The organism is Reyranella sp. (assembly GCF_004297265.1).
In the GTDB taxonomy this organism is placed as follows: Bacteria; Pseudomonadota; Alphaproteobacteria; order Reyranellales; family Reyranellaceae; genus Reyranella.
Map to the genome: position 1 here is coordinate 125,449 of NZ_SCUT01000021.1, position 25,738 is coordinate 151,186.

Here is a 25,738-nt window from a genome sequence, read left to right on the forward strand (position 1 = left end):
CTCAGACGATCTTGCAGACCTCGTCGAACTCGAAGCGCGGGCTGCGGGCGAAGATCTTGGAGTGATCGCCGTAGCCGATGTTGCACAGGAAGTTCGTCTTGAACTTGCCGTCGGGAAAGAAGGCCGCGTCGACCTTGGCGTTGTCGAAGCCGCTCATGGCGCCACAATCGAGGCCAAGCGCGCGGGCGGCGATGATCAGGTAGGCGCCCTGCAGGGTGCCGTTGCGGAAGGCCGTTGGTTCGGCCGCGGGCTTGCCTTTGAACCAGTGGATGGCCGTCTTGTCGTGCGGGAACATCCGCGGCAGGTGCTCGAAGAATTCCGGGTCGTAGGCGAGGATAGCCGTCACCGGCGCGGTCATCGTCTTCTCGGTGTTGCCTGCGCTGAGCGCCGGCTTGAGCTTCTCCTTGCCCTCTTTCGTGCGCACGAAGACGATGCGCGCCGGCTGGCAATTGGCCGAGGTCGGACCCCACTTCATGAGGTCGTAGATCTCGTGAAGTTTTTCGTCGGTCACCGGCTTGTCGAGCCAGCCATTGTGCGTACGGGCATCGCGGAAGATCGTGGCAAGCGCCTTGTCGTCGAGCATTCAATTCCCCTTGGATCGTTGACGAACCGTAGCGAAGCGCCGTCGCGCGGTCGAGGCGCGGTGACGTGAGCGAGTTACGGTTTCGGAACCCGCCCTTTCGCAGCCACCATTCCGTTGCACGAATTGTGCTAGCCTCCGCCGCCGATGCCTATGCAGGATTCATGGATGCTGGCCGTTCTGCTCGATCCCGCGAAATTCAAGGATGCCCGGACCACCGCCCGGGGCGAGACGCGCGCGCATGTCGGCCTGAAGGCGCTCGAGACGCTGTGGTTCAATACCGGCACCCTTTGCAACCTCACCTGCCGCAACTGCTACATCGAATCCTCGCCGCGCAACGACCGGCTCGTCTATCTCACGGCAACTGAAGTCTCGGCCTATCTCGATGAGATCGAACGCGACGGCCATGCGACGAAGCTGATCGGCTTCACGGGCGGCGAGCCGTTCATGAATTCCGACCTGCCGGCAATGCTGGACGATGTGCTTTCGCGTGGCTTCAAGGCGATCGTGCTGACCAACGCCATGAAGCCGATGCACAAGATGAAGCCGGCGCTGCTCGACCTGCTGGCGCGGCATGGTCGCGACAATCTCGCGATCCGCGTCTCGGTCGATCACCACGAGAGATCGCTGCACGAGGAGGAGCGCGGCGCGAGAAGCTGGAAGCCGACCATCGACGGGCTGGTCTGGCTCGCCGAAGCAGGTTTCGACGTGCACGTGGCCGGCCGCCATTTCTCGAGCGAAACCGACGACGAAGTCCGGGCCGGCTACGCTCGATTGTTCGCGCGGCTCGGCGTACCGATCGACGCGCACGATCCGGCGACGCTGGTCCTTTTTCCCGAGATGGATCCGACCGTCGATGTGCCGGAGATCACCACCGCCTGCTGGGGCATCCTGAAGAAGTCGCCGGACAGCGTGATGTGCGCGTCCGCCCGCATGGTGGTGAAGCGGAAGGGTGCGAGACGGCCCGCGGTCGTGGCCTGCACGCTGCTGCCCTACGATCCGCAGTTCGAACTGGGTGAAACGCTGGCCGAAAGCGTGGGCGAGGTGCGACTCAACCATCCGCACTGCGCCAAGTTCTGCGTCCTGGGCGGGGCCGCCTGCAGCGCGTGACGACGGCGGTCGACATCGTCATTCCGACGCTGAATGCAGGCCCTTCCCTGAGCCGCACCCTGGAAGCGCTTCCCACGCACGCTGATCTCGCTTTCTCCACGACGATCTGCGACGGCGGTTCGCACGATGACACGGTCGCCCTTGCGCGACGGGCGGGCGCTGCGGTGGTGACGGCAGCACCAGGACGCGGCGGCCAGCTCGCCACCGGGGCCGCGGCCGGTCGCGCGCCCTGGATCCTGTTCCTGCACGCCGATACGCGGCTGCAGGGCGGCGCAGGCACCGTCATCGCCCGCTTCGTCCAATCGATCGACGGCAAAGCCGGCTACTTCCGACTGCGCTTCGATGCGGAGGAGGCCGGCGCCCGAAGAGTCGAGCGCCTGGCAGCCTGGCGCTGCCGCACCTTCGGCCTTCCCTATGGCGATCAGGGCCTGTTGATCTCGCGCGCGCACTATGAACGTCTCGGCGGATTCCGGCCGCTGCCGCTCATGGAAGATGTCGACCTGGTTCGGCGCATCGGCCGCAACAATCTGGTTCCCCTCGGTGCCGACGCGCTCACCTCGGCCACCCGCTATCGGCGGGATGGCTGGCGGCTCCGCCCCCTGCGAAACCTGACTTGCCTCACGCTCTATTTCGCCGGCGTCCCGCCGCGGACCCTGCGGCGGCTCTACGGATGATGCAGCGCCATCTCGTCATCTTCGCGCGCGCACCGCAGCCTGGCCGTGTGAAACGCCGGCTCGGCACGGAGATCGGCATGATGGAAGCCGCCCGCTTCTATCGCCGCATCCTCGACCGGCAGATCCGACGAATGACACGCGATCCGCGCTGGACGGTCTGGCTGTTCGTGACGCCCGATACGGCACTGCGCCATCCCGCCTGGCATCTCGTGCCCCTCTCGCGGCGAGAACCACAGCGGCGGGGCGATCTCGGCCGGCGCATGAAACTGCCCTTCGCGACCTTGCCACCGGGACCGGTCGTGCTGGTCGGCAGTGACATCCCAGCCATGCGCGAGTCCCACATCGCGCGGACCTTCGCATTGCTTGGCCGGCACGATCTCGTCTTCGGCCCGGCACGCGACGGCGGCTTCTGGCTGGTCGGCGCACGGCGCGTGCGGCCTCTACCGTTCACCCTTTTCGATAATGTGCGCTGGTCGACATCAACGGCTCTAACCGACACGCTGACCGGTATCCCGCGCCACGTCACGGTGGCGCTGGCCGATACGCTCGACGATGTCGACGATGCCGATTCCCTGCGGCGGCTTTCGGTCTAGGCCGGAGTCACTTTCTTGAGCGCGTCAAGTTCGCGCCGCACGGCGGCAAAGACATCGTTCCAGTTTCCGGGAACCGTCTGCTGGAAGATCCGGGCCGACGGATACCACGGCGCCTCGGCGCCACCGAGTTGCCAGCGCCAGTCGGCGACCGAAGGCAGCAGCACCCAGGTCTTCACGCCCATCGCGGCAGCGAGATGCGCCACCGGCGCGTCGATCGAGATCAGCAGGTCGAGTTGCGAGAGCGCCGTGGCGGCCTCGGCGAAATCGAAGATGCCGCGGCCGACATCGTGCACCAGCCCACCGGCGCCGAACGCCTGGATGTCCTTCTGGTGGACGCCGCCCTGCAGGCTGAAGAACAGCAGCTCCGGATCACCGGAAAGGGTCAGGAACTGCTCGAACGATACCGACCGCTGCCGGTCCTGCGCCTGGCCCGGCATCGCCGCCCAGTAGATGCCAATGCGCACCTTCGCCCGCTCCAGCCGGCCGAGCTTGATGCGGCTTTCCTTGGGTGCCCCGAGATAGGGCGGTTCGGTCGAGAGCGCCGCGAAATCGATGCGACAGAGATACGGCAGCGACACCAGGGAGGCGTGGATGTCGAACTCAGGGACCTTCTCGCCCTCGGCCACGACCTCGTCGATGTAGTCGGCCGAGCGCAGCAATTCCTTCAGCAGCGCCTGGCACAGCACGATCACTGTGGCGCCGCGCCTCTTCAGCTCGCGGGCGAAGCGCACGAACAGCAGCACGTCGCTCAAGCCCTGTTCCGGATAGAGCAGGATCCGCCTGCCGTGGACCGGCTCTCCGGCCCAGGCCGGCTGCGCGAAATCGGGCGTCGGCGTCTCGGGCAGGCGCTTGCGGATCTCGTAGGCGTCGAACCCCGCCTCGAGCTCACCGCGCATCAGGAGCGTGATAGCGAACTCGACGCGCGCACGTCGATTGTCGGGATGGATCGTCAGCGCCCGGCCGAAGCAGCCGATGGCTTCATCGAGCCGGCCGAGGTCGCGCAGGCAGAGCGCCAGATTGAAGAAGCCTTCGGCGTAGTCGCGGCTGAGGGCGATCGACCGGTAGTGATGCTTCACCGCCTCGTCGAGGCGATGAACGGCGCGCAGCGCGTTGCCGAGATTGGAATGCAGGGCCGGGTTCTCCGGGTCGGCCGCCAGCGACAGGCGATGATGCGACACCGAGGCTTCGAGCTTGCCGGCGAGGCGCAGGGCGACACCGAGATTGTTGTGCAGCTCGGCATGATCGGGACGAACGGCCAGCAGCCGCAGATAGGAGGAGATCGCCTCGTCGAGACGCCCCGCACGATGGGCCTGCGACGCCAGGCGCAGTTGCTGGACGAAGCTGTCGGCCGCGCTGCCGAACAAGGGCGTCGGCGCGCCGGAAGCCGCGGATTCGCGCTTCGTCGGATGAATGTGGGGCGTGTCGTTCACGCTCACACTCTACCTCAGCAGCCCCTCACAAGCATCCGCCCTCAAACGAAAACGGCGCGGACCAACTGACAAGATCCGCTCGCTGACGCTCGCTTCGGTCGAGACGACGGGCTGAAATCAGATGTAGCCCTTGATCAGCTCCTCGGCGATCTGGACGGCATTCAGCGCCGCGCCCTTGCGCAGGTTGTCGCTGACGACCCACATCGCCAGGCCGTTTTCGACCGTGGGATCGGAGCGGATGCGGCTCACGAACACACCGTCCTGCCCGGTGACTTCCTTCGGCGTCACGTAGCCGCCGGGCTCGCGCTGGTCGACCACCAGCACGCCGGGCGCCGCCGCGAGGATGCGCCGCGCTTCGTGATCGTCGAGCGGCCGCTCGAGCTCTAGGTTCACCGCCTCGGCATGGCCGATGAAGGTCGGCACGCGCACACAGGTCGCGTGGACCTTGATCTTCGGGTCGAGGATCTTCTTGGTCTCGACCACCATCTTCCATTCTTCCTTGGTCGAGCCGTCATCCATGAAGACGTCGATCTGGGGAATGACGTTGAAGGCGATGTTCTTGGTGAATTTCACCGGGTCGAGCGTCTGGTTGACGAAGAAGCTCTTGGTCTGGCTGACCAGCTCGTCCATCGCTTCCTTGCCGGCGCCCGACGTCGACTGATAGGTCGACACGACGACGCGCTTGATGCCGGCCGCCTCGTGGATCGGCTTCAGCGCCACGACCATCTGGATGGTGGAGCAGTTGGGGTTGGCGATGATGCCGCGGCCCTTGTAGCCGGCGATCGCCTGCGGATTGACCTCGGGCACGACCAGCGGCACGTCGGGGTCCATGCGCCAGTAGGAGGTGTTGTCGATCACCACAGCGCCGGCCTTGGCCGCGCGCGGGCTGTGCTCGGCCGAGACCTTGGCGCCGGGCGAGCTCAGCACGATGTCGATGCCCTTGAAGTCGAACTTGGCGAGGTCCTGGACCTTCAGGACCGATTTGTCGCCGAACGACGCCTTCAGGCCCACCGAACGGGAGGAGGCCAGCGCGACGACCTCATCGACCGGGAAGTTCCTCTCGGCCAGGATCTGCAACATTTCGCGACCGACATTACCGGTCGCGCCGACGACAGCGACTCTGTAGCCCATGACTATATGCGCCCAGCGTGCGCGCACCCCTGATTGAAGGACAGCGGGAGATACGCGCAAGGGCAGCGCTTTGCAAGAAACCCGTCGGAATAGCCCCTTCCCTAGACCCGCCGGCCTTCCGTGGTCGCGATCCAGATGCCCGCGAAGACCGCGACCAAGCCTATCGCCAGATCCAGCGTGAAAGGCTCGCCGACAAGTTGGGTTGCCAGCAGCGCGGCGGCGACCGGATTGACGGTCATGGTCGTCGCCACGCGGGTCGGCGTCGTTCGCTGGAGTGCCATGACCCACAGAATGAACGCGAGGGCCCCGCCACAAACACCGAGATAGACGCCGGCGACCCATTGCGGTGCACCGAAGCCGGCCACGACGGCAAGGCAGCCGGTCACCATTCCGACGAGGAGAAGCGCCGCAGCGCCCGCGCCCATGCCGACGGCGAGGAAGCCGAGCGCGCTGGAGCGCTGGATGAACGGCCGCGACCAGACATTGTAGGCCGACATGCACAGCACCGCGCCCAGCATGATCAGCTCGCCCCGCCAGGCTCCGACGGGTGCCGCCGCAAGGCCGGAGGCAAGGGCGGCGAAGACGCCAAGCACCGCGATGCCGACCCCCAGGGACTTGCGAGCCGTGAGCGGCTCGACGCCGAACATGGCGCCGATCAGCATGGTCTGCAGCGGCAGGGTCGAAAGTGCGAGGCTGGCCCGCGCCGCCGTCGTGTAGCCGATCGCGATGTTATAGAGGACGAAGAACACGCCGAAGAAGCTGAAGCCAAGGGCTGCGACCGGAAGCCAGTCGCCGCGCTGCGGCCACCGCACCCGCAGGATCAGCGCCGCCGGCAGCACACACAGGAAGCCGATGCCCCATCGCTGGATGCCGAGCGTAACCGGATCGGCATCGGTGACGAGATAGCGCGTCACAGCAGCGGCCGTGCCGCCAAGCATGCTCGAGATCACAGCAAGCAGTACGCCCAGCCATTCACCCATACGCCGCTCCAACGCCGGCATCTTCGTGTACGCGTCTCGCCGGCCTGTGCCATCGTGGACAATCGATTCGGTGCGGCAACTACCTGGAAGGTACAGCTTTATGCCCAAGCAACCCGGCTTCGCGTCGCGGCTCCGCTGGTGGCGCGACCACAAGGGCCTGTCGCAGCTCGAACTCGCCGCGCGCGCCGACATTTCCCAGCGCCATCTCAGCTTCCTCGAGTTGGAACGCGCCACGCCCAGCCGCGAGATGGTGCTACGCCTGTCGGAAGCGCTCGATATCCCGTTGAGACAGCAGAACGCGCTGCTGGTCGCCGCCGGATACGCGGCGATCTGGCGACAGACCGACCTGGGGGCTCCGGAACTCGCCCAGGTCCAGCTGGCACTCGACTACATGCTGAACCAGCAGGAGCCGTTTCCGGCCGTCGCCGTTGACCGTCACTGGAATCTGCTGAAGGCCAATGCCGGTGCGGCACGTCTCGTCGAATTCCTCGTGGGGCCGGTGGCGCCCGACACGGCGATCAATATGGCCGACGCCCTGGTGGCGCCCGATGTTCTACGGCCGCATCTCCTGAACTGGGCCGAAGTGACCCGCTACTTCATCCGCAGCGTGGAGGCGGACGCCGCCGCCGACGGCACTGCGGAGACCGCAGCCCTTCTCGAAAGACTGATGGCCTATGACGGCGTGCGTGCGGCGTTGAAGGCGCCTGCTTCCGAACCCTCGGCGATCCCGATTCTTCCCATGCATTTCCGCAAGGCCGGCACCGAACTCCGCCTGTTCACGACGCTGGCCACACTCGGCACGCCCCACGACATCACGCTGCAGGAGCTTCGCGTCGAATCCTTCTTCCCGATGGACGACAGCACCGCGAAGACGTTGCGGTCCTGGGCCTCTAATCCGCCGAGGCGCCCGAGGCCTGGATGATGGGCAGCCACAGCGCGAGGTCGTCGCGGACCAGCTTCTGCGCTGCCGCCGGCGAGCCCGGCGGCAGCATCTCGATGCCCTGTCCCATCATCTTCTCGCGCACCTGCGGCAACTGGCCGATGCGGTTGATCTCGGCGTTGAGACGCGTGATCACCGGCTCGGGCACGCCGGCCGGGACGGCGAAGCCCATCCATGTGTTCACGACGTATTCCTTGACCCCGGCCTCGATCATCGTCGGCGCGTCGGGCAGGAGGGTGGAGCGCTGCTCGCTGGTCACGGCCAGTGCCTTGAGCTTGCCGCCCTTGATCAGGCCGATGACCGTCGGCGTGTTGAAGAGGCCCATCGCCACCTCGCCGTTGGCGACGGCCTGGATGCCGGCCGGCGTCGCGCGATAGGGCACGTGCTGCAGCTTCACGCCGGTCCGCAACTCCAGCAGCACGCCGGACATGTGGTGGCTGGTGCCGACGCCGCCCGACGAGTAGGTGAGCTCGCCAGGCTTGGCGCGGGCCTGCGCCAGCAGGTCGGCCACGGTTCTGGCCGGATTGTCGGGTGAAACGATCAGGACGTTGGAGACCCCGCCGGTCACCGCGACCATCGCGAGATCCTTCAGCGGATCGTAGCCCGGAGTCTTGTAGAGGCCGATGTTGAACACCATCGTGCCCTGCGAGACCAGGCCCATCGTGTAGCCATCGGCCGGGGCGCGGGCCAGCTCGGCGGTGGCAATCGTCCCGCCTGCACCGGTCTTGTTGTCGACCACGATGGTCTGTCCCAGAGACTTGCCCAGCTCCTCGGCGAAGACGCGCGCGACGATGTCGGCCGTGGCGCCGGGCGCCAGCGGCACGATCATGCGGATCGGCTTGGAAGGCCAGGCCTGCGCCATGCTCCTCGTCGAAACGACGGCCAGCCCGGCTGCCAGAAGGCTTCTCTTCGTCAGGACCATGGCTTTCGGTCTCCTATAGGCCGACGGACTTCGCGACCAGGGAAGCGAGCTGCTTGCGCAGGCGCGCGACCAGCCCCTGCTCCGACCGCTTGCCGATCAGGTTCTTCATTTCGTAGGGATCGCTCTTCAGGTCGTAGAGTTCGTCGCACGCGACGCCGTCGAGCGATTTCTGCGTCCAGTGGATGTACTTGTGACGCTTCGTGCGGATCGCCTTGTAGCTCATGCCGACGAGCCACGGCATGGCGTTCTCGCTGAAGTATTCGCACATGAACGACGTGCGCCAGCCCTTGGGCTTGGCACCCTTGGCGAGCGGCTTGAGGGACGTCCCCTGCATCGTCTTGAAGTCGGCCGCCTTTCCGCCCGCGAGGTCGACCAGGGTCGGCGCGATGTCCAGCGCCAGCACCAGCTCGTCGTTCACCGTGCCCGGCTTGAACCAGGCCGGGTAGCGGATGAGGAACGGCGACTTGATGCCCTCCTCGTAGGCAAAGCGCCGCTCGGGGCCGAGCCCATGCTCGCCGAAGAAGTAGCCATTGTCGCCGAGGAACAGGATGAAGGTGTTGTCGAGCTCGCCATTCTCCTCGAGCAGCTTGAAGATGTCGCCCATGCCCTCGTCGACCGAGGCCATCATCGCGGCGCGCAGGCGGATTTCCTCGTCCGTGCCGGCGAGGATCCCGTCCAGCACCTTGCGGGAGGCGTCGTTGACCCTCATCGCATGGGCTTCCGTCCAGGCCGGCTTGTCCTTGACCACATCGGCAGCCGGTAGTGCATTGGGCCGGCGCGGAAAGTGTTCGCCCTTGTAGAGGTCGGCATGGCGCGGTGCCGGGCGGTAGCCGCCATCGGTGAAATCGATCGTGCCGTCGGCCGCCTGGAAGGCATCGGGATGCACGGCCTTGTGCGCAAAGAACAGCGCGAAGGGCTTGTCGCGCTTCTTCTTCAGGAAGTTGACGGCGTGCCCGTTCAGCAGGTCGGTGATGTAGCCTTCGTACTTCTTCTCCTTGCCGTCGATGTTCAGCACGGGATCGATGATCGAGCCGTGACCGGGAAAGCTCACCCACTTGTCATAGCCCGGCCGCGGACCGCCGGAATTGCCCATGTGCCATTTGCCGATATGGGCGGTCTCGTAGCCCAGGCGCTGCAGGATGACGTGGTAGTTCGGCAGGCGATGGCTGTGGGCGTCGCGCGCCACGTTGTCGATGATGCCGTGGCGGCTGGCATACTGGCCGGTCAGGATCGAGGCGCGGTTGGGCGAGCAGAGCGGCGTCGTGTGGAACGCCGAGGTGAACATCGCGCCTTCATGGCCGATGCGGTCGATATGCGGCGTCTTCATGTAGGGATGGCCGCAGATCCCCAACTCGTCGAACCGCAGGTCGTCGATCAGCACGATCAGGAAATTGGGCTTACGCTTCTTTGCCACGATGAGGTCCCCACACTGGATTTCCGGCAAGCACACCGCGTGCCGAAATCAAACTAGCGAGCGGTGTTGACGGCGACCAGAGCGTCGCGCCCATATCGGCCGCGAAAGGGAAAATCCATGACCGAGACTGCCCTGCCGCTGGCGGGATTGCGCGTATTGGACATCAGCTCATTCATCGCCGCACCGGCCGCGGCCGTCGTGCTGGGCGACTGGGGCGCCGACGTCATCAAGGTCGAAGGGCCGGACGGCGATCCCAACCGCCGGATCATGCAGGATTCGGCGAACTATCCGAAAAGCGAGGTCAACTATCCCTGGCAGATGGATTCGCGAAACAAGCGGTCCATCGTGCTGGACCTCAAGCAGGCGGACGCCCGCGCCGCCCTCGACCGGCTGATCGCGGTCTCCGACATCCTGATCTGCAACTTCCCGCCGCCGGTGCGCGACAAGCTGAAGCTCGCCTACGAGGACGTGAAGCAGGTCAACCCGAAACTGATCTACGCCTCCCTCACCGGCTACGGCGAGAGCGGCCCCGATCGCGACCGGCCCGGTTTCGACGCGACCGCCTACTTCGCCCGCTCGGGCCTGCTCGATGCGCAGCGCTACGAGGGCGGGCCGCCGGGTGTGCCCGGCCCCGCGCAGGGCGATCGCGCCACGGCAATGGCGCTCGTCTCGTCCATTCTCATGGCGCTCATCCACCGCATGAAGACCGGCGAAGGCTCCTGGGTCGGCACGTCGCTGCTCGGAAACGGCCTGTGGTCGTGCGGCGTGATCGCCCAGGCCGCACTGGTCGGCGCCTTCCTGCCGCACCGGCCACCGCCCGACCGGCCCCGGTCGGCGCTGGGCAACATCTATCGCACCGCCGACGACCGCTGGCTGCAGCTCACCATCGTGCGCACCGACAAGCTCTGGGCGCCGCTCTGCCGGGCGATGGGACTGGAGTCCCTGATCGACGATTCGCGATTCGCCACCGAGCCCGAGCGTCGCCTCAGAGCCGGCGAACTGGCCGGCATCCTCGGCGACACCTTCGCCACGCAACCGTACGAGCATTGGCGCGAGGCGCTGGCGGCGCACAGCGTCACCTTCGGCGTCATCAGCCGCCCGCAGGACGTGCCCGACGATCCGCAGGCCGTGGCCTGCGGCGCCGTGGTGGACACCGCGATCCCCGACATGCCGCGCACCCTGGCCGATCCGATTCGCCTCGGCTTCGCCCGCCAGCGTATCGCGCATCCCGCCCCGGCACTCGGCGAGCACAGCGAGCAGGTGCTGCGCGAGGCCGGCATGAGTGCGCAGGAGGTGGCGGCTCTCAAGGCGAGCGGAGCGCTGCGATGACGGCGGACGAACCGCTGCCGCTGGCCGGCCTCACCGTCCTCGACATCAGTTCCTTCATTGCCGCGCCCGCCGCGGCGGCCGCGCTGGGCGACTACGGCGCCGACGTCATCAAGATCGAGCCGCCGGGCGATGGCGACCCGCACCGCAACAGCTTCCGCAACGCCAGCTACCCGCAGAGCGACCGGAACTTCCCGTGGCAGCTCGACGGCCGTCACAAGCGCTCGCTGGCGCTCGATCTCAAGACCGAGGGCGCCCGCACCATCCTCGAGCGGCTGCTGAAGCGGGCCGACGTGATGATCGTGAATTTCCCGCCGCCGGCGCGCGAACGGCTGAAGCTGCGCTGGGAAGACATCGAGCCGATCAACCCGCGCCTCGTCTACTGCTCGCTCACCGGCTACGGCGAGACCGGCCCCGATCGCGACCGGCCGGGCTTCGACATCACCGCCTATTTCGGCCGCTCCGGCATCCTCGATGCGGCGCGCTACGATGGCGGGCCGCCGGGCGTCTCGCTGCCGGCGCAGGGCGACCGCGCCACCGCCATGACCCTGGTCGCGGCAATCCTGATGGGCCTGCGGCGGCGCGATCAGACCGGCAAGGGCGGCTGGGTTGGGACCTCGCTCTACGCCAACGGCGTCTGGGCCAACGGCACCACCGCCGCCGGTGCGCTGGTCGGCGCGCAGCTGCCGGTGCGCCCGCCACCCGACAAGCCGCGCAATGCACTGACCAACCTCTACCGCACGAAGGACGATCGCTGGCTGCAGCTCTTGATGGTCCGCGACGACCGGCTGTGGGCGACCTTCTGCGACATCGTCGAGCGTCCCGAACTGACGGCCGATCCGAGATTCGCCGGACGGCCGGAGCGGCGGGCCCATGCCCAGGAGCTGCACGACCTGCTGGCACCGGTCTTCGCCAGCCGTACCTACGCGGAGTGGGAAAAGCTCCTCTCCGGAACCGGCATTCCCTTCGGCGTCATCGGTTTGCTAGCCGACGTGATCGGCGACGAGCAGGCCGAACATGCCGGCATCTTCGCCGACACGGCCAATCCGGCGATCCCGCGCACCGTCAACACGCCGATTCGCCTCGGCTTCGCGGCACCGCGCACCGCCGGCCCGCCGCCCGAAGTCGGCCAGCACAATGACGAGGTGCTGCGCGAGACCGGCTTCAGCGAGGCCGAGATCGACGCCCTCAAAAAGTCCGGCGCTTTGGGGTAGCCTCTCCGGATGGCCTCCCGCTTCCGGACCTACGCCGAGTTCTGGCCCTTCTACCTGCGCGAGCACGCGAAGCCGTCCACGCGGGCGGTCCACTATGTCGGCACCATCGCGTCCGCTGTCCTTCTGGTCTGGGCGATCGCGTCGCAGAACTGGTGGTGGCTGCTGGGCGTGCCGGCGTTCGGCTACGGGCCGGCCTGGTTCGGTCATTTCTTCATCGAGAAGAACAGGCCCGCCACCTTCGAGGCCCCCGTCTGGTCGCTGATCAGCGACTACAAGATGTGCGGCCTCTTCCTCACAGGCCGCCTCGGTGACGAGTTGATGAAACACCAGATCCGCGCGCCGTAGAACGAGCCCGATTCGGAGGTGCGCTGGCCCCTTGCTTCCCGGGGGGGCCGACGCCACATTGCGGTCGAACCCTCCCATTCCGCTCGAGGACCCATGGAAACGATGCTGCAGGGCGCCACACCGCAGGCTGCCCCCGCCGACCTGATCAAGGACAGCGACCAGACGAAGTTCGCCAAGGACGTGCTCGAAGCCTCGCGTACGGTGCCGGTCATCGTCGATTTCTGGGCGCCGTGGTGTGGCCCGTGCAAGACGCTCCAGCCGATGATCGAGAAGGTCGTCAAGGAGGCGAAGGGCGCGGTCAAGCTGGTCAAGATCGACATCGACAAGAACCAGATGCTGGCCCAGCAGCTGCGCATCCAGTCGATCCCGGCCGTCTACGCCTTCTTCGGCGGCCGCCCGGTCGACGGCTTCATGGGCGCCGTTCCTGAGAGCCAGCTCAAGGAATTCGTCGGTCGCCTCATCCAGGCGTCGGGGGGCGCTGGCGATCCGGCCGCCGCGGAGCTCGCGGAACTGCTCGAGCAGGCCAAGGCCGCGGTCGCGCAGAACGACATGGACACCGCGGCGCAGATCTACAGCGAGATCCTGGGCGTCGAGCCGACCAACGTCGTCGCGCTCGCCGGCCTCGCGCGCTATCAGGTCTCGATCGGCGACATTGAACAGGCCAAGGAACTGCTCGAGCAGATCCCCGCCAAGGAGCGCACCGGCGCCGACGTCGTGGCCGCGCAGGCCGCGATCGACCTCGCCGAGAAGGCCAAGGATGCCGGCCCGATCGCCGACCTCAAGGCCAAGGCCGAGGCCGATCCGAAGGATTTCCAGGCCCGTCTCGACCTCGCCATGGCCTATTGGGCCGGCAACCAGAAGCTGGAAGCCGTGGACGAGCTTCTCGCCATGATCAAGGCGGATCGCAACTGGAACGAGGCCGCCGCGCGCCAGCAGCTGCTGAAGTTCTTCGAGGCGCTGGGCTTCACCGATCCCATTTCCGTCGACGGCCGCAAGCGGCTTTCGACCATCCTGTTCTCATGAGTGACGAGCAGCGCTCCTCACAGAGGCCGGCGCGCAATCCCTTCGAGCCGACCTTCGAGCAGCTGCCCGAGACGCTGCCGATCTTCCCCCTGTCGGGCGTGCTGCTGCTGCCCGGCGGCAAGCTGCCGCTCAACATCTTCGAGCCGCGCTACCTCGCGATGATCTCCGACGCGCTGGCGGGTTCGCGCATGATCGGCATGGTACAGCCGGTCCAGCCCGGCGGCTTCGCCGGCGACGGGCTGCCGACGGAGGCAGGACCGCCCAAGGTACACCGGGTCGGCTGCGCCGGGCGCATCACCAACTTCAACGAGACCGAGGACGGGCGGCTGATGCTGGTGCTGAGCGGCGTCTGCCGCTTCGACATCGTGCGCGAACTCGACCTCGCCCACGGCGGCTACCGCCGCGTCTCATCGGTCTTCTCGCCCTATCGCGCCGATCTCGACCATGCCGACGACGTCGTCGAACTCGACCGCGAGCGTCTGATGGCGGCGCTGGCCGCCTTCTTCCGCGGGCGCCAGCTCTCGACCGACTGGGATGCCGTGAACAAGGCGGCCGACGCCAACCTCGTCACCTCCCTGTCGATGGTGCTGCCCTTCGGCCCGGCCGAGAAGCAGGCACTGCTCGAAGCCGCCGACAGCACGGCGCGCGCCAAGCTGCTGATCGCCTTCCTCGAAATGAACGCCTTCGGCGAGCCGTCCGACACGCCGCCCAGCCGCAGGAACTGATCGTCAGTCGGCGTAAGGCACCGAGGTGGACATCGCCGGCTCCTCGTGTCGCGCCCAGTAGAGTTCCTCGATGCGACGGGTCAGCCGGCCGGGCCGGCCATCACCGACGGGACGGCCTTCGTAGTTCACGACCGGCATGATGCCGCCCGCCGTGCTGCTGATGAAGATCTCCTCCGCCTCGGCCACCTCGTGCGCGTGCACGGACCGTACTTCGCAACGCAGCTGGAGCGTCTCGGCGATCTCGATTACGGTGCGGCGCGTGATGCCCTCGAACAGGCCGCGCGCCGGTGTGGCGAGCGCGCCGTTGCGGACGACGAAGACGTTGAAGCCCGGCCCCTCCGTCACGGTGCCGTCGGCGGCCGGCATCAGCGCGATGGTCGCATCGCGGTCGTAGGCCTCGAAGATCCCCATCGTCAGGTCGAGCCAGTGGAAGTTCTTGATCCGCTGGTCGAGCGATTCCGGCGGGATTCGCTGGGTATGCGACAGGATCATGCGCAGGCCCTCTTGCCGCTGGGCCTCGTCGGCGATCCACACGAAAGGCTGCGCGAAGGCATAGAGGCGGTTGCGGCACAGGCGCGGGTCGCGTGTACCCGCCGGCGGCAACCCGCGGGTACAGGTCACCTGCACGTAGGCGTCGCGCAGGCCCGACCGGCTGGCACACTCGATCATGATGTCCGCGATCTGCTGCCCCGTCAGCGGCAGCGACATGCGGAGACCGGCCATCGATGCCTGGAAGCGTTCGACATGGTCCATGAGCCGGAAGAAGCGTCCCTTCCAGACATGAGCGACATCGTAGGTCGCATCGGAGCGAACGAAGCCGCGGTCGAGAATCGGGACCGCAGCCTCCGACAGCTTCATCCAGCGCCCGTCCATGTAGGCCACACCCTTGATGCCGGCGGTCTCGCTGTCATGGTCCATTGTCGGGCCTCGATCCTTTTCGGGTTTGCAGACCCGACCATGCCTCATCGGGTTTCGATCGTCACATGCGCCAGCTCGTGCACCGGCATGAGGCGCTCGCGAATGGCCTCGCGGTCCGCGGTGCCGGCGACACTGAGGATCGCGGCATGGGCGCCGGGGCCGATCTGCCAGATGTGCAGATCCGTGATGCGCGCGTCGCCCGGCCCCTCGACCTGTTCCCGCACCTCGGCCTCGAGATGCGGATCGCTCGTGTCGAGCAGGACGGCGGCCGTGTCGCGCAGCAGGCTCCACGCCCAGACGGCGATCACGCCGCCGCCGACAATGCCCATGACGGGATCGAGCCAGATCCATCCGAGGTAGCGGCCGGTCAACAGGGCGACGATCGCCAGAACGGAGGTCAGCGCATCGGCCGCGACATGCGCGAATGCCGAGCGGAGATTGTTGTCGTGATGGCCGTGCCTGTGCCCATGCTCGTGCTCATGCTCATGGTCATGGTCATGGTCATGGTCATGGTCATGATGATGGTCGTGATGGTGTTCATGGCCGTGACCGCCCGACAGCAGGAAGACGCTGGCGATGTTGACGACCAGACCCACGATCGCAACGAGTGTCGCTTCGCCGAAGGCCACGGGTGAAGGATCGAAGAGGCGGCCGATGGACTCGGCGGCGATCCCCAGCGCGACCATCGCCAGGACCAGCGCCGACGCGAAGCCCGAAAGGTCGCCGACCTTGCCCGTGCCGAAGGTGAACCGGCGATCGGCGGCATGCCGCCGCGCGAAGGCGTAGGCGACGGCCGCCACGGCAAGCGCCCCGGCATGGGTCGCCATGTGGAAGCCGTCGGCCAGCAGGGCCATCGAATTGAAGACGATGCCGGCGGCGATCTCGCCCACCATCATCGACGCCGTCAGCATCACGACCCACAGCGTGCGCCGCGCATTTTCATCATGCCGCTCGCCGAGGAACACGTGATCGTGCGCAGGCGACTCCTTATCCCGCATGGTCATGGCGCCCCCTCACTTGGCGTAACGGCGAACCACGGCGATGAGCTCCTCGGCGCCCGCCGCGCGCGCCGCCGCGTCGAGCCCCGGCCGGGCGACATGCTCGCGCACATGATCCTCGATCAGCTCGCCCATCAGGCCGTTGAGCGCACCGCGTGCACCGGCGACCTGCTGCAGGATCGCGGAACAATCCGCGTCCTGCTCGATCGCCTTCTCGATCGCCGCCATTTGACCGGCGATCCGGCGGATCCGCGCGACCAGCTGCGCCTTCTTCTTCTGGAGATGTGCCATAGTATACCCCCCTATACTAAACTCACGAGCCTGGATACCCGCATGCGGCATCGTCGGCGCGCGGGCTAGGGGGGCCGCTGGGCGCCGTGCTATAAGAGCGGCACAAGAATCAGGGAATCACTGCACGATGAGCCCTCCATCGGACGAACCTGCAGCTCCCCGCCGCGCCGGCGTGGACCCCAAGCTGCTCGAGATCCTCGTCTGTCCCGCGACGCACGGCCCGCTGGAATACGACGCCGCGGCCGGTGAACTGATCAGCCGCAAGGCCGGCCTCGCCTACCCGATCCGCGACGGCATCCCCATCATGCTGGTGAGCGAGGCACGCCCACTGCGGGACGTGCCATGACCGCGGATTTCCCCAAGGCGGTACCCGACGGCGGCAGCTACGAATCGGACGGCGCGCCGTGGCCCACCGAATTGCGCGTCTTCAAGGAAGAGGGCCGGCTCGAGATCGACTTCTCCGACGGCCATGCCTGCGCGCTTTCCGCCGAGTATCTGAGGGTCGAGAGTCCCTCGGCCGAAGTGCAGGGTCACGGTCCGAACCAGAAGAAGATCGTCGGCGGTCGCCGCCATGTGAAGATCGCATCGGTCGAGCCCGTCGGCCACTACGCGATCCGCATCGTGTTCGACGATCGGCACGACAGCGGCATCTACAGCTGGGCTTATTTGCGGGAGCTCAGCGAAACGCGGGCCGAGCGCTGGGCCGCCTACGAAGCCGCCCTCGCCCAGCGCGGCCTGAGCCGGGACACCTGACGAAACCTGACGAGCCACCCATGAAGATCATCATTGCCGGCGCCGGAATCGGCGGATTGACCGCAGCAATGTGCCTGCATCGTGCAGGACACGACGTGCAGGTGTACGAGGCCGTGTCGGAGATGCGGCCGCTGGGGGTCGGCATCAACATCCAGGCCGGCGCGGTGCGGATTCTGTGCAGCCTGGGCCTCGAGCCGGCCCTCGCCGCCACCGCCATCGAGACCCGCGAGCTGCGCTACGCCAACCGCCACGGCCAGACGATCTGGGCCGACCCGCGCGGCCGCCATGCCGGCCTTCCCTGGCCGCAATTCTCGATCCATCGCGGCGAGCTGCAGATGATCCTGGTCCACGCCGCGCAGGAAATGCTGGGTGCAGAGCGCATCCGGATGGGGCGGCGTATCGCCGATTTCGCGCAGCACGGCACCACGGTGACGGCACGCTTCGCGGGCCGCGAGGGCGCGATCGTCGAGGAAGCGACGGCCGATCTCCTGATCGCCGCCGACGGCATCCACTCGGCTGTGCGCGCGCGCTACTACCCGAACGAGGGTCCGCCCAAGTGGCAGGGCATCCTGATGTGGCGCGGCGTCACCGTGGGCAAGCCCTATCTCGGCGGCGCCACGATGGTGCAGGCAGGGCATCACAACCAGAAATTCGTCTGCTATCCAATCAGCCGAGCCCACGCCGAACGCGGCGAGGCGCTGATCAACTGGATCTGCGATCTCCACATGGGCGATGGCGCCCTGCCCTCGCGAGAGGACTGGAACAAGCCCGGGCGGCTGGAGGACTTCCTGCCGCGCTTCGCCGACTGGAACTTCGGCTGGCTCGACGTGCCGGAAGTCATCCGCAACGCGCATACGATCCTGGAATTCCCCATGGTCGACCGCGATCCGCTGCCGCGCTGGAGCCACGGCCGCATCACCCTGCTGGGCGATGCTGCGCATCCCATGTACCCGATCGGCTCGAACGGCGCCTCGCAGGCGATCCTCGACGGCGAGGCGATCACGCAGGAGCTGGCCGTCGGCGACGATCCCGAGGCCGCGCTCAAGCGCTACGAGGAGCGGCGCCTGCCGCCGACCGCATGCATCGTCGAGAGCAACCGGCGCAAGGGGATCGACGTGATGCTCGACATCGTCGAACAGCGCGCGCCGCAGGGATTCACCGATCTCGAAAGCGTGCTGCCGGCGGACGAGCTCGAGAAGATCGTCGGCGACTACAAGAAACTCGTCACGCAGGACCGCGAGACGCTGCTGAAGCTCGCCGCCGCCTCGCCGTGACAGCCCCAAAAGAAAACCGGCCCCTCTCGGGACCGGCCGTGGTGGCGGTTTAGTCCGGCCATCACATCGCCGGCCACCACCGGGAGAGAATGTGCCAGAGTGCGATGACAGAATTATGGCTGTGAATTCGGACGACGCCCCGCCATACGCGGCACTTCCGTGAGTCTCGCCCGGGCCATCGCGACGGTCGGCGGGTTTACGCTGCTGAGCCGGATCGTGGGTTTCGTGCGCGACATCGTGCTGTCGGCGGTGCTGGGCTCCGGCGCCGTGGCGGACGCCTTCTTCGTCGCCTTCAAGCTTCCCAACTTCTTCCGCCGGCTGTTCGCCGAGGGCGCCTTCTCGGCCGCCTTCGTGCCGCTGTTCGCCCGCGAACTGACGGGCGGCGGCCGTGAGGAGGCGATGACCTTCGCGCGCCAGGCCCAGGCCGCGCTGCTGCTGGTGCTGGTTCCGTTCACCGCGCTGCTAATTCTGGCGATGCCCTGGGTAATGGCCCTGCTCGCCCCCGGCATGCGCGACGATGCGCCGACCTTCGCCATGGCAGTCGAGTTCGGACGCATCGCCTTTCCCTACCTGCTGTTCATTTCGTTGACCTCGCTCTATGGCGGCGTGCTGAACGGCATCGACCGGTTCGCCCATGTCGCCGCGACGCCGGTGCTCCTCAACCTCGCGCTGATCGCCGCCGTGCTGGGGCTGACGCCGCTGCTTCCCAACGCGGGCTATGCCGCCTCGATCGGCGTGGCGATCGCTGGCGTGCTGCAGTGGGTCTGGCTGCTGGTCGCCTGCGGTCGCGAAGACGTCCGCATGGCGCTGGTAAGGCCGCGCTGGACACCGCGGGTGGCGCGGCTGGTGAAGCTCGCGACGCCGGTCGCGATCGGCGGCGGGGTGCAGCAGATCAGCGTCGTGCTCGACGTGGTGTGGGCTTCGCTGCTCCCCGTGGGCACGATCTCCGCCCTCTATTATGCCGACCGCATCGCCCAGCTGCCGCTCGGGGTCGTCGGCATCGCCATCGGCACGGCACTGCTGCCGCTGCTAGCGCGCGAGCTGCGTGCCGGCAACACGCAGTCGGCCATGACCAACCAGAACCGCGCGCTCGAGTTCGGCCTGCTGTTCAGCCTGCCGGCTGCCGTGGCGCTTTGGTTCCTCGCCGATCCGATCATCCGCGTGCTGTTCGAGCGCGGCCGGTTCCTGCCCGAGGATACGCTGCGCTCCGCGAGCGCTCTGGCCGCCTTTGCCGTCGGCCTGCCGGCCTTCGTGCTGGTCAAGGCGCTGGCGCCGGGCTTCTTCGCCCGCGAGGACACGCGCACGCCGCTCTACATCGCGCTGGCGGCAATCACCACCAACATCCTGTTCAACGTCTGGTTCCTGTTCGCCACGTCGATCGGCCTGGTCGGCATCGCGCTCGCCTCCTCGCTGTCGGGCTGGCTGAACGCGGCGCTGCTGGCCGGGGTGCTGCGCCGGCGCGGCCAGTGGATCCCGGACGGGCGATTGATCTCGCGCGGCATCCGTATCGCTGGCGCCAGCGCCGGCATGGGGGGCGCACTTTGGCTCGGACTCCTGTGGCTCGCACGGCCCCTGTCGCGCGCCGACGTCGAGGGCGGCGTGGCGCTGGCCGGCATCTGCCTGATCGGAATCGCAGCCTATGCGCTGCTGGGCGCAGCGCTGGGCGTGGTGAGGATCTCCGAGCTGCGCTACGTGATGCGCCGGCAACCCGGCCTCAGGTCAGCCGACCCAGGCGAACAACCGTGACGCCTGGCCGCAACGGCCGGCTCGACGAGGGCATGACCAGCACGCAATCGTCGTAGGGCGTCGTCACCGGCTCGTCGTCGTCATGGCCCAGCACGGTGCCCGCCTTGGGGATCACGTCCTGGCCCTCGAAGCGCTGCGCCGGCGTGAAGTTGCCGCGCTTCGTCGCGACCGCATGCGTCACCTCGACGACGCGCTGGCTGGCAGGCGTCGGCTGCCGCCAGCCGGCCGGCAGGTCGGCCTCTTCCAGGATTCCGGTCTCCACGAGGAAGCGGGCCGTCACGTCCTTGGCGACGACGACCGACGAGGCGCGCCAGTGCTGGCCGGTTTCGATCAGCAGAGCGTTCTTCGGGCTGTTGGGATCGCCGAACCCGCCATAGTCGCGCATGCGCATGCCGGCGGCGTGGCCGGCATCGCGGACGATGTCGACCGGCGTGCCGATCTTCCTGGCGAAGGCCACACCCTTGTCGAGCGGACCGGACAGCATGAGCGGCACGCAATCGTCGTGCATGGAATGGAGGTCGAGCAACAGGTCAGCGCGCTCGACGAAGGGCTTCAGCACCTGCGCGCGCCTGGTCTCCACGGTGGTTGCCGGCTCGTCGATCCGGCCCCACACGCGGTTGAAATCCTCGTCGACCAGTCGCGACTTGAACGGCGTCCGCGGATCGAACGAGTGATAGGCCTCGATGTTGTTGAAGGTGAGGATCAGCGTGCCCTTGCGCGGCTTCACCTTGGCGCTCAGCAGCGCATCGACCACGATGGCGCCCGAGACCTCGTTGCCGTGCGTCAGCGACGCCACCATCACCGTCGGTCCCGGCTTGCCGCTCTCGATGACGTGGATGTAGGGCGCGGCGCCCTTCTCCCATTGGCGCAGGTCGGGGAAGGCAAATTCGATCGGCGGCGTGTCGGGCATGTTCTCGACCATGTGCAGGTTGCACCGTTCCTTCGCATGCTAGTTTATCGCCGACAAGGAGAAGCCTATGGCGCGCAGCCGGTATCGTTGGTTCATCGTCGTCCTGCTGTTCGCGATCACCGTCGTCAACTACATCGACCGCGCCGCCCTCTCCTACGCCATTCCCCTGATCCACCGGGATCTCGGCCTGTCGCCGGCCGAGACCGGCGCGATCCTCGGCGCCTTTGGCCTGGGCTATGCCGTCACGACCCTGCTCGGCGGCTTCGCCGTCGACCGCTATGGCGCCCGACTGGTGCTGACGGTTGCGGCCGTGCTGTGGAGCCTGTCCATCGGGGCGACAGCGCTCGCCACCAGTGTCGCCATCCTCTATGCAGCCCGCGTGCTGCTGGGGGTCGCGGAAGGACCCAACTTTCCCGCCCTCACCGGCGCGGTCAGCCGCTGGCTGTCACCCCACGAGCGGGCGACGGCGCTGGCGAATGCGCTGCTGGCGGTTCCCCTGGCGCTCGCCATCGGCGGTCCGCTGGTCACGGCGCTCCTCGGATGGCTCGACTGGCGTCTGACCTTCGTGGCGCTGTTCGCGCTCTCCGCCGCCTGGATTCCGCTCTGGTACTTCTGCTTCCGGGACGACCCGTCGCAATCGCGCTTCGTGAATGCGGCCGAGCTCGCCCATATCCGCAAGGTCGATTCCGGCGTCACCGCCGCGCCACACGCCGCGCTGAAATCCTGGCCCGAATCCGGCGTGCTGAAGGCGCTCCTGACCAACCGCACCCTGCTCGCCAACTACTGGGCCTTCTTCGTCTTCGGCTACTTCCTGTTCTTCTTCATGACCTGGCTGCCGAGCTACCTGGAGCGCAAGTACGGGCTGAACCTCGGCGCCATCGGCCTGTTCTCGGTCCTGCCCTGGCTGTCGGCCGCCATCCTGCTGGGGGCGCTGGGACGTTGGTCGGATCATCTGCTGAAGACCACCGGCAGCCTGCGCATCTCGCGCTCTTACCTGATCGCCGGCAGTCAGCTGGTCGCGGCCCTTGCCGTCGTGCCGGTGGCCCTCACCGACAATCTCACCGTCGCCGTCGCCGGCATCACCGTGGCCGTCGCGGCTTCGATGGGCGCCAACGCCGCCTACTTCGCGGTAAACGTCGACATCGTGCCGCAGCGCGCCGCGACGGCACTCGGCCTCATGGATCTCGCCTTCGCCATCGCCGGCTTCCTGGCGCCGGTCATCACGGGCTGGGTGCTGCATCTCCGCGGCTCCTTCGCCGACGGCTTCCTGCTGATGACGGCGCTCGCCCTCTCCTCGGTGATGGTGGTCCTGCTGTTCCACCATCCCGACAAGGATCGCGAAAAGCCCTGACGCCTAGCTTTCGCGATACCAGTTCGCGAGGTCCCAGGTGTTGTTGTCCCAGCCGCTGATGTTGGCGACGAGGCCGTGGATCAACGCGACGGCGCCCGGCCTCGCGACCAGCGGTATGACCACCTGGTTGTTGACCACCAGCTCGTTGCATTTGATCAGCAGGGCTGCGCGCTTGACCGGATCGAGCTCGACCTGGGCTGCCTTGTAGGTCTCGTCATACTCCTTGCTCTGCCAGCGCGTGATGTTGCGGCCCTGCCACTTGTTCTCCTTCTGCGCCGCTTCCCAGGAGCAGAACTGGCGCAGGAACACCTCCGGGTCAGGGGCATTCATGCCGTTGTTGTACATCTGCAGGTCGGCATAGAAGTGCGGATAGGTGTCGGGATTGGCGACGTCGGACGAGAAGAACACCGACGCCGTCACGGCCTTCAGGTCGACGTCGATGCCGGCCTTCTGGAACGCCTGCTTGATGATCTGCTGCGTCTTCTGGCGCGGCTGGTTGATCGAGGTCTGGTAGACCCATTTCAGCTTCTTGCCGTCCTTGGCGCGGATGCCGTCCGGACCGCGCGCATAGCCCGCTCTGTCGAGCAGAGCGTTGGCCTTGTCGACGTTGAACTCGTACTTCGTAGTCTTCGAGCGGAATTTCTCGGGATTGTTGATGTAGTTGGGCGTCGCGATCCCGATGCGGCCGTAGATATGCTTCTCGATCGAATCGCGGTCGATCAGCAGCGCCAGCGCCTGTCGCACCGCCGGATCGGTCAGCGTCGGATGCCTGGCCTTGAGGCTCGACCGCTCACCGTCGATCTCGACGTTCGGGTCGGTGTTGTTGACCTGCATGTGCTCGATGCCGCCGCCGGGCGAGATGACGACACGCCCCTTGCCGCCCTTCTCCATGCGCACGAGGATCTCGTCCTCGACCTGCAGGTTCCAGGCGAAGTGGTACTCGCCGGTCTGCAGCACGGCGCGCGCCGCCGAGACGGCATCGCCACCGCCCTTCATCTCGATCGCGTCGAAATACGGCCGGTTGGGCACGTGATAGTCGAGGTTGATCTCGCCGACGACGAGGTCGCCCGGCTTGAAGTCCTTGAACTTGTAGGGGCCGGTGCCGACCGGCTTGAGATTGGCCGGCGCCTCGCGCGACCTGGCGCCGATATAGTCACCGAACAGGTGCTTGGGGATGATGCCGCCGGCCCAGCCGACGAAGGCGTCGGCCCAGAAGGGCGTGGGCTGCTTGAACTTCACGACGACGGTGAAATCGTCGATCTTCTCGACCACCACATCCTTGTAGGAGCCGCTGCTGACGGCCGCGGTCGCGGGATCACCGGCATAGGCCCAGGTGAAGACGACATCGTCGGCGGTGAAGGGCTTGCCGTCATGCCATTTGACGCCGCGCTTCAGCTTCCAGGTCACCGACTTGCCGTCGGCGGCGATGCCGTCCTCGCGGGTTGGGATCGACGCGGCGAGCTTGGGCTGGAGATTGCCGTCACGGTCCCAGGCGCCCAGCGGCTCGTAGAACAGGCGCGACGCGTCCTGGTCCTTGGTACCGACGGCAAAATGCGGATTGAGGAGCGTCGGACCCTGCCACCACATGACCTTGAGCAGGCCACCGCCGCCGCGCTTGGTCGGTTTGTAGGGCGCATTCGACTGCGCCATCGCCACGCCCGAGAAGGCGAGGAGCTGATTCGCCAGTGGCGCGGTCAATCCGACCGCCGCCATCCGCTTCACGAAGGCGCGTCGGGACAGCCCGCCCGCCTTCACCTTGTCGATGAGACCACGCAAGCCACGCTCGTCCATTGGATGCCTCCAATCAGAGTGTCGAAGCCATTTCCCTGACGCTCCTGCTATCTTGCAAGATGCGTGCAATTCGATGGGAACAGCCGGGACCGGCGCCGTCAACGGCTCTGCCTTGATTAACGAGGCGACCTGCGCGATACCCGCGCGCCCCTGGCCTTCCACCGGCGGGGTGCGCGGAGGTCCAAACCCCGCGCCATCGACCTCTAGCGGAGTCCACATCCATGCCTGACGCGATCCCCGCCGCCACCGGCGCGCCCAACCTGCATCTCGCTCCTTACGAAGCGCGCGGCCTCAAGGGCCGCATCCTCTCGGGCGTGCAGCCGACGGGCAACCTCCATCTCGGCAACTATCTCGGCGCGATCCGCAACTTCGCGCGGCTGCAAAACGACTACGAGTGCCTCTACTGCGTCGTCGACCAGCACGCGATCACCGTCTGGCAGGAACCCGCCCAGCTCGCCGCGCAGACGCGCGAGATCGCCTCGGCCTTCCTCGCGGCCGGCGTCGACGGCGCGAAACAGATCGTCTTCAACCAGTCGATGGTGCCCGAGCACGCGCAGCTCGCCTGGATCTTCAATTGCGTGGCGCGCATGGGCTGGATGAGCCGCATGACGCAGTTCAAGGAGAAGGCCGGAAAGGACCGCGAGAACGTCTCGCTGGGCCTCTTCGCCTATCCGGCGCTGATGGCGGCCGACATCCTGATCTACAAGGCCACGCACGTGCCGGTGGGCGAGGACCAGAAGCAGCATCTCGAGCTGACGCGCGACATCGCCATCAAGTTCAACAACGATTTCAAGGCGCCGGACTTCTTCCCGATCACCGAGCCGCTGATCTTCGGCGCGGCAACGCGCGTCATGAGCCTGCGCGATGGCACCAAGAAGATGAGCAAGTCCGACCCGTCGGACTATTCGCGCATCAACCTCACCGACGATTCCGACGCGATCGCCCAGAAGATCCGCCGCGCCAAGACCGACCCGCTGCCGATGCCCGATACGCTTGAGGATGCCGAGAAGCGGCCCGACGCCGACAACCTGCTGGGCATCTACGCCGCCCTCGCCGACCAGGAGAAGGACGCCGTCGTCGCCCAGTTCGCGGGCAGGCAGTTCTCCGAATTCAAGACGGCGCTGACCGAGCTGGCCGTCGCCAAGCTCGGCCCGATCGGCGCGGAGATGCAGCGGCTGATGAAGGACCCCGGCCATGTCGACGGCGTGCTGCGCGACGGCGCCCAGCGCGCCCGCGCCATCGCCGCGCCGATCCTCGACGAAGTTTACAGGACCGTGGGCTTTCTAAAGCCGTAACCAA

At 67.0% G+C, this 25,738-nt stretch carries 26 protein-coding genes; 15 read left to right on the forward strand and 11 right to left on the reverse strand.

Annotated elements, in window-relative coordinates; genetic code table 11:
• Nucleotide 1: 1 nt before the first annotated feature.
• Nucleotides 2-583, reverse strand: a complete 582-nt coding sequence (locus EPO41_RS08150; RefSeq protein WP_296323027.1) for a malonic semialdehyde reductase — start codon at nt 581-583, stop codon at nt 2-4.
• A 165-nt stretch (nt 584-748) separates the two neighbouring features.
• Here EPO41_RS08150 and EPO41_RS08155 point away from each other — a divergent pair, with 165 nt between their 5' ends.
• The 3 genes from EPO41_RS08155 to EPO41_RS08165 are packed head-to-tail and all read left to right on the forward strand — an operon-like array spanning nt 749 to nt 2,957.
• Nucleotides 749-1,690 (forward strand): radical SAM protein, encoded by a 942-nt coding sequence (locus EPO41_RS08155; protein WP_296323030.1) that lies wholly within the window; start codon nt 749-751, stop codon nt 1,688-1,690.
• Entirely contained in the window at nt 1,687-2,364 is a 678-nt protein-coding gene (locus EPO41_RS08160) for a TIGR04283 family arsenosugar biosynthesis glycosyltransferase (protein WP_296323033.1), read from the forward strand. The genes EPO41_RS08155 and EPO41_RS08160 overlap by 4 nt, the downstream gene beginning before the upstream one ends.
• On the forward strand, nt 2,361-2,957 hold the full coding sequence (locus EPO41_RS08165; protein ID WP_296323036.1) for a TIGR04282 family arsenosugar biosynthesis glycosyltransferase: 597 nt from the start codon (nt 2,361-2,363) through the stop codon (nt 2,955-2,957). The genes EPO41_RS08160 and EPO41_RS08165 overlap by 4 nt, the downstream gene beginning before the upstream one ends.
• On the opposite strand, the gene EPO41_RS08170 is transcribed toward EPO41_RS08165, so the two are convergent.
• From EPO41_RS08170 to EPO41_RS08180, 3 genes are all read right to left on the reverse strand, one after another.
• A complete protein-coding gene (locus EPO41_RS08170) occupies nt 2,954-4,387 on the reverse strand; it encodes a tetratricopeptide repeat-containing glycosyltransferase family protein (protein ID WP_296323038.1) in 1,434 nt (477 codons plus the stop codon). The genes EPO41_RS08165 and EPO41_RS08170 overlap by 4 nt on opposite strands.
• 117 nt (nt 4,388-4,504) lie before the next feature.
• On the reverse strand, nt 4,505-5,518 hold the full coding sequence (locus EPO41_RS08175) for an aspartate-semialdehyde dehydrogenase (RefSeq protein WP_296323041.1): 1,014 nt from the start codon (nt 5,516-5,518) through the stop codon (nt 4,505-4,507).
• Between the two features lie 101 nt (nt 5,519-5,619).
• Nucleotides 5,620-6,498, reverse strand: coding sequence for a DMT family transporter (locus tag EPO41_RS08180; protein ID WP_296323044.1), 879 nt, complete (start codon nt 6,496-6,498; stop codon nt 5,620-5,622).
• Nucleotides 6,499-6,598: 100 nt separating this feature from the next.
• Here EPO41_RS08180 and EPO41_RS08185 point away from each other — a divergent pair, with 100 nt between their 5' ends.
• Nucleotides 6,599-7,420: a helix-turn-helix transcriptional regulator gene (locus EPO41_RS08185; RefSeq protein ID WP_296323046.1), complete on the forward strand. Its 822-nt coding sequence runs from the start codon at nt 6,599-6,601 to the stop codon at nt 7,418-7,420.
• Here the strand turns inward: EPO41_RS08185 and EPO41_RS08190 are convergent.
• Nucleotides 7,389-8,360, reverse strand: coding sequence for a tripartite tricarboxylate transporter substrate binding protein (locus tag EPO41_RS08190; protein WP_296323048.1), 972 nt, complete (start codon nt 8,358-8,360; stop codon nt 7,389-7,391). The two genes, EPO41_RS08185 and EPO41_RS08190, sit on opposite strands and share 32 nt — an antisense overlap.
• Before the next feature lie 13 nt (nt 8,361-8,373).
• Nucleotides 8,374-9,774 (reverse strand): sulfatase-like hydrolase/transferase, encoded by a 1,401-nt coding sequence (locus EPO41_RS08195; protein WP_296323050.1) that lies wholly within the window; start codon nt 9,772-9,774, stop codon nt 8,374-8,376.
• Nucleotides 9,775-9,891: 117 nt separating this feature from the next.
• On the opposite strand from EPO41_RS08195, the gene EPO41_RS08200 reads away from it, so the two are divergent.
• The 5 genes from EPO41_RS08200 (at nt 9,892) to EPO41_RS08220 (ending at nt 14,407) form a co-directional block, all read left to right on the forward strand.
• Entirely contained in the window at nt 9,892-11,103 is a 1,212-nt protein-coding gene (locus EPO41_RS08200; protein WP_296323052.1) for a CoA transferase, read from the forward strand.
• On the forward strand, nt 11,100-12,314 hold the full coding sequence (locus tag EPO41_RS08205) for a CaiB/BaiF CoA-transferase family protein (RefSeq protein ID WP_296323055.1): 1,215 nt from the start codon (nt 11,100-11,102) through the stop codon (nt 12,312-12,314). The genes EPO41_RS08200 and EPO41_RS08205 overlap by 4 nt, the downstream gene beginning before the upstream one ends.
• 9 nt (nt 12,315-12,323) lie before the next feature.
• Nucleotides 12,324-12,659 (forward strand): DUF962 domain-containing protein, encoded by a 336-nt coding sequence (locus EPO41_RS08210; protein WP_296323056.1) that lies wholly within the window; start codon nt 12,324-12,326, stop codon nt 12,657-12,659.
• Between the two features lie 93 nt (nt 12,660-12,752).
• Complete coding sequence (gene trxA, locus EPO41_RS08215) at nt 12,753-13,682, forward strand: thioredoxin (RefSeq protein ID WP_296323058.1); 930 nt, start codon at nt 12,753-12,755, stop codon at nt 13,680-13,682.
• Nucleotides 13,679-14,407, forward strand: a complete 729-nt coding sequence (locus tag EPO41_RS08220) for an LON peptidase substrate-binding domain-containing protein (protein ID WP_296323061.1) — start codon at nt 13,679-13,681, stop codon at nt 14,405-14,407. Before trxA ends, EPO41_RS08220 begins: the two co-directional genes overlap by 4 nt.
• A 3-nt stretch (nt 14,408-14,410) precedes the next feature.
• Here the strand turns inward: EPO41_RS08220 and EPO41_RS08225 are convergent, their stop codons facing one another.
• Genes EPO41_RS08225 through EPO41_RS08235 form a run of 3 tightly spaced genes read right to left on the reverse strand, consistent with a single transcriptional unit; the run spans nt 14,411 to nt 16,614 of the window.
• Nucleotides 14,411-15,325 (reverse strand): aminotransferase class IV, encoded by a 915-nt coding sequence (locus tag EPO41_RS08225; RefSeq protein ID WP_296323064.1) that lies wholly within the window; start codon nt 15,323-15,325, stop codon nt 14,411-14,413.
• Between the two features lie 44 nt (nt 15,326-15,369).
• Nucleotides 15,370-16,329: a CDF family Co(II)/Ni(II) efflux transporter DmeF gene (dmeF, locus tag EPO41_RS08230; RefSeq protein ID WP_296323067.1), complete on the reverse strand. Its 960-nt coding sequence runs from the start codon at nt 16,327-16,329 to the stop codon at nt 15,370-15,372.
• Between the two features lie 9 nt (nt 16,330-16,338).
• The gene (locus EPO41_RS08235) at nt 16,339-16,614 is read right to left on the reverse strand and encodes a metal/formaldehyde-sensitive transcriptional repressor (RefSeq protein ID WP_296323070.1); all 276 of its coding nucleotides are present in this window, start codon (nt 16,612-16,614) and stop codon (nt 16,339-16,341) included.
• A 127-nt stretch (nt 16,615-16,741) separates the two neighbouring features.
• On the opposite strand from EPO41_RS08235, the gene EPO41_RS08240 reads away from it, so the two are divergent.
• The 4 genes from EPO41_RS08240 to murJ all read left to right on the forward strand — a co-directional run bounded on the left by EPO41_RS08240 (nt 16,742) and on the right by murJ (nt 20,387).
• A complete protein-coding gene (locus tag EPO41_RS08240; RefSeq protein ID WP_295134850.1) occupies nt 16,742-16,960 on the forward strand; it encodes a Trm112 family protein in 219 nt (72 codons plus the stop codon).
• On the forward strand, nt 16,957-17,367 hold the full coding sequence (locus tag EPO41_RS08245) for a DUF971 domain-containing protein (RefSeq protein WP_296323073.1): 411 nt from the start codon (nt 16,957-16,959) through the stop codon (nt 17,365-17,367). Before EPO41_RS08240 ends, EPO41_RS08245 begins: the two co-directional genes overlap by 4 nt.
• A 20-nt stretch (nt 17,368-17,387) precedes the next feature.
• Complete coding sequence (locus EPO41_RS08250) at nt 17,388-18,641, forward strand: flavin-dependent oxidoreductase (RefSeq protein WP_296323076.1); 1,254 nt, start codon at nt 17,388-17,390, stop codon at nt 18,639-18,641.
• Between the two features lie 159 nt (nt 18,642-18,800).
• On the forward strand, nt 18,801-20,387 hold the full coding sequence (murJ, locus tag EPO41_RS08255) for a murein biosynthesis integral membrane protein MurJ (RefSeq protein ID WP_296323079.1): 1,587 nt from the start codon (nt 18,801-18,803) through the stop codon (nt 20,385-20,387).
• Here murJ and EPO41_RS08260 read toward each other — a convergent pair.
• The gene (locus EPO41_RS08260; protein WP_296323082.1) at nt 20,356-21,309 is read right to left on the reverse strand and encodes a succinylglutamate desuccinylase/aspartoacylase family protein; all 954 of its coding nucleotides are present in this window, start codon (nt 21,307-21,309) and stop codon (nt 20,356-20,358) included. The two genes, murJ and EPO41_RS08260, sit on opposite strands and share 32 nt — an antisense overlap.
• Nucleotides 21,310-21,364: 55 nt before the next feature.
• On the opposite strand from EPO41_RS08260, the gene EPO41_RS08265 reads away from it, so the two are divergent.
• The gene (locus tag EPO41_RS08265) at nt 21,365-22,648 is read left to right on the forward strand and encodes an MFS transporter (protein WP_296323087.1); all 1,284 of its coding nucleotides are present in this window, start codon (nt 21,365-21,367) and stop codon (nt 22,646-22,648) included.
• Nucleotides 22,649-22,651: 3 nt separating this feature from the next.
• On the opposite strand, the gene EPO41_RS08270 is transcribed toward EPO41_RS08265, so the two are convergent.
• A complete protein-coding gene (locus EPO41_RS08270; protein ID WP_296323090.1) occupies nt 22,652-24,439 on the reverse strand; it encodes a peptide ABC transporter substrate-binding protein in 1,788 nt (595 codons plus the stop codon).
• Nucleotides 24,440-24,660: 221 nt separating this feature from the next.
• Between EPO41_RS08270 and trpS the strand changes: the two genes are divergently transcribed.
• Nucleotides 24,661-25,734, forward strand: coding sequence for a tryptophan--tRNA ligase (trpS, locus tag EPO41_RS08275; RefSeq protein ID WP_296323094.1), 1,074 nt, complete (start codon nt 24,661-24,663; stop codon nt 25,732-25,734).
• Nucleotides 25,735-25,738 lie beyond the last annotated feature (4 nt).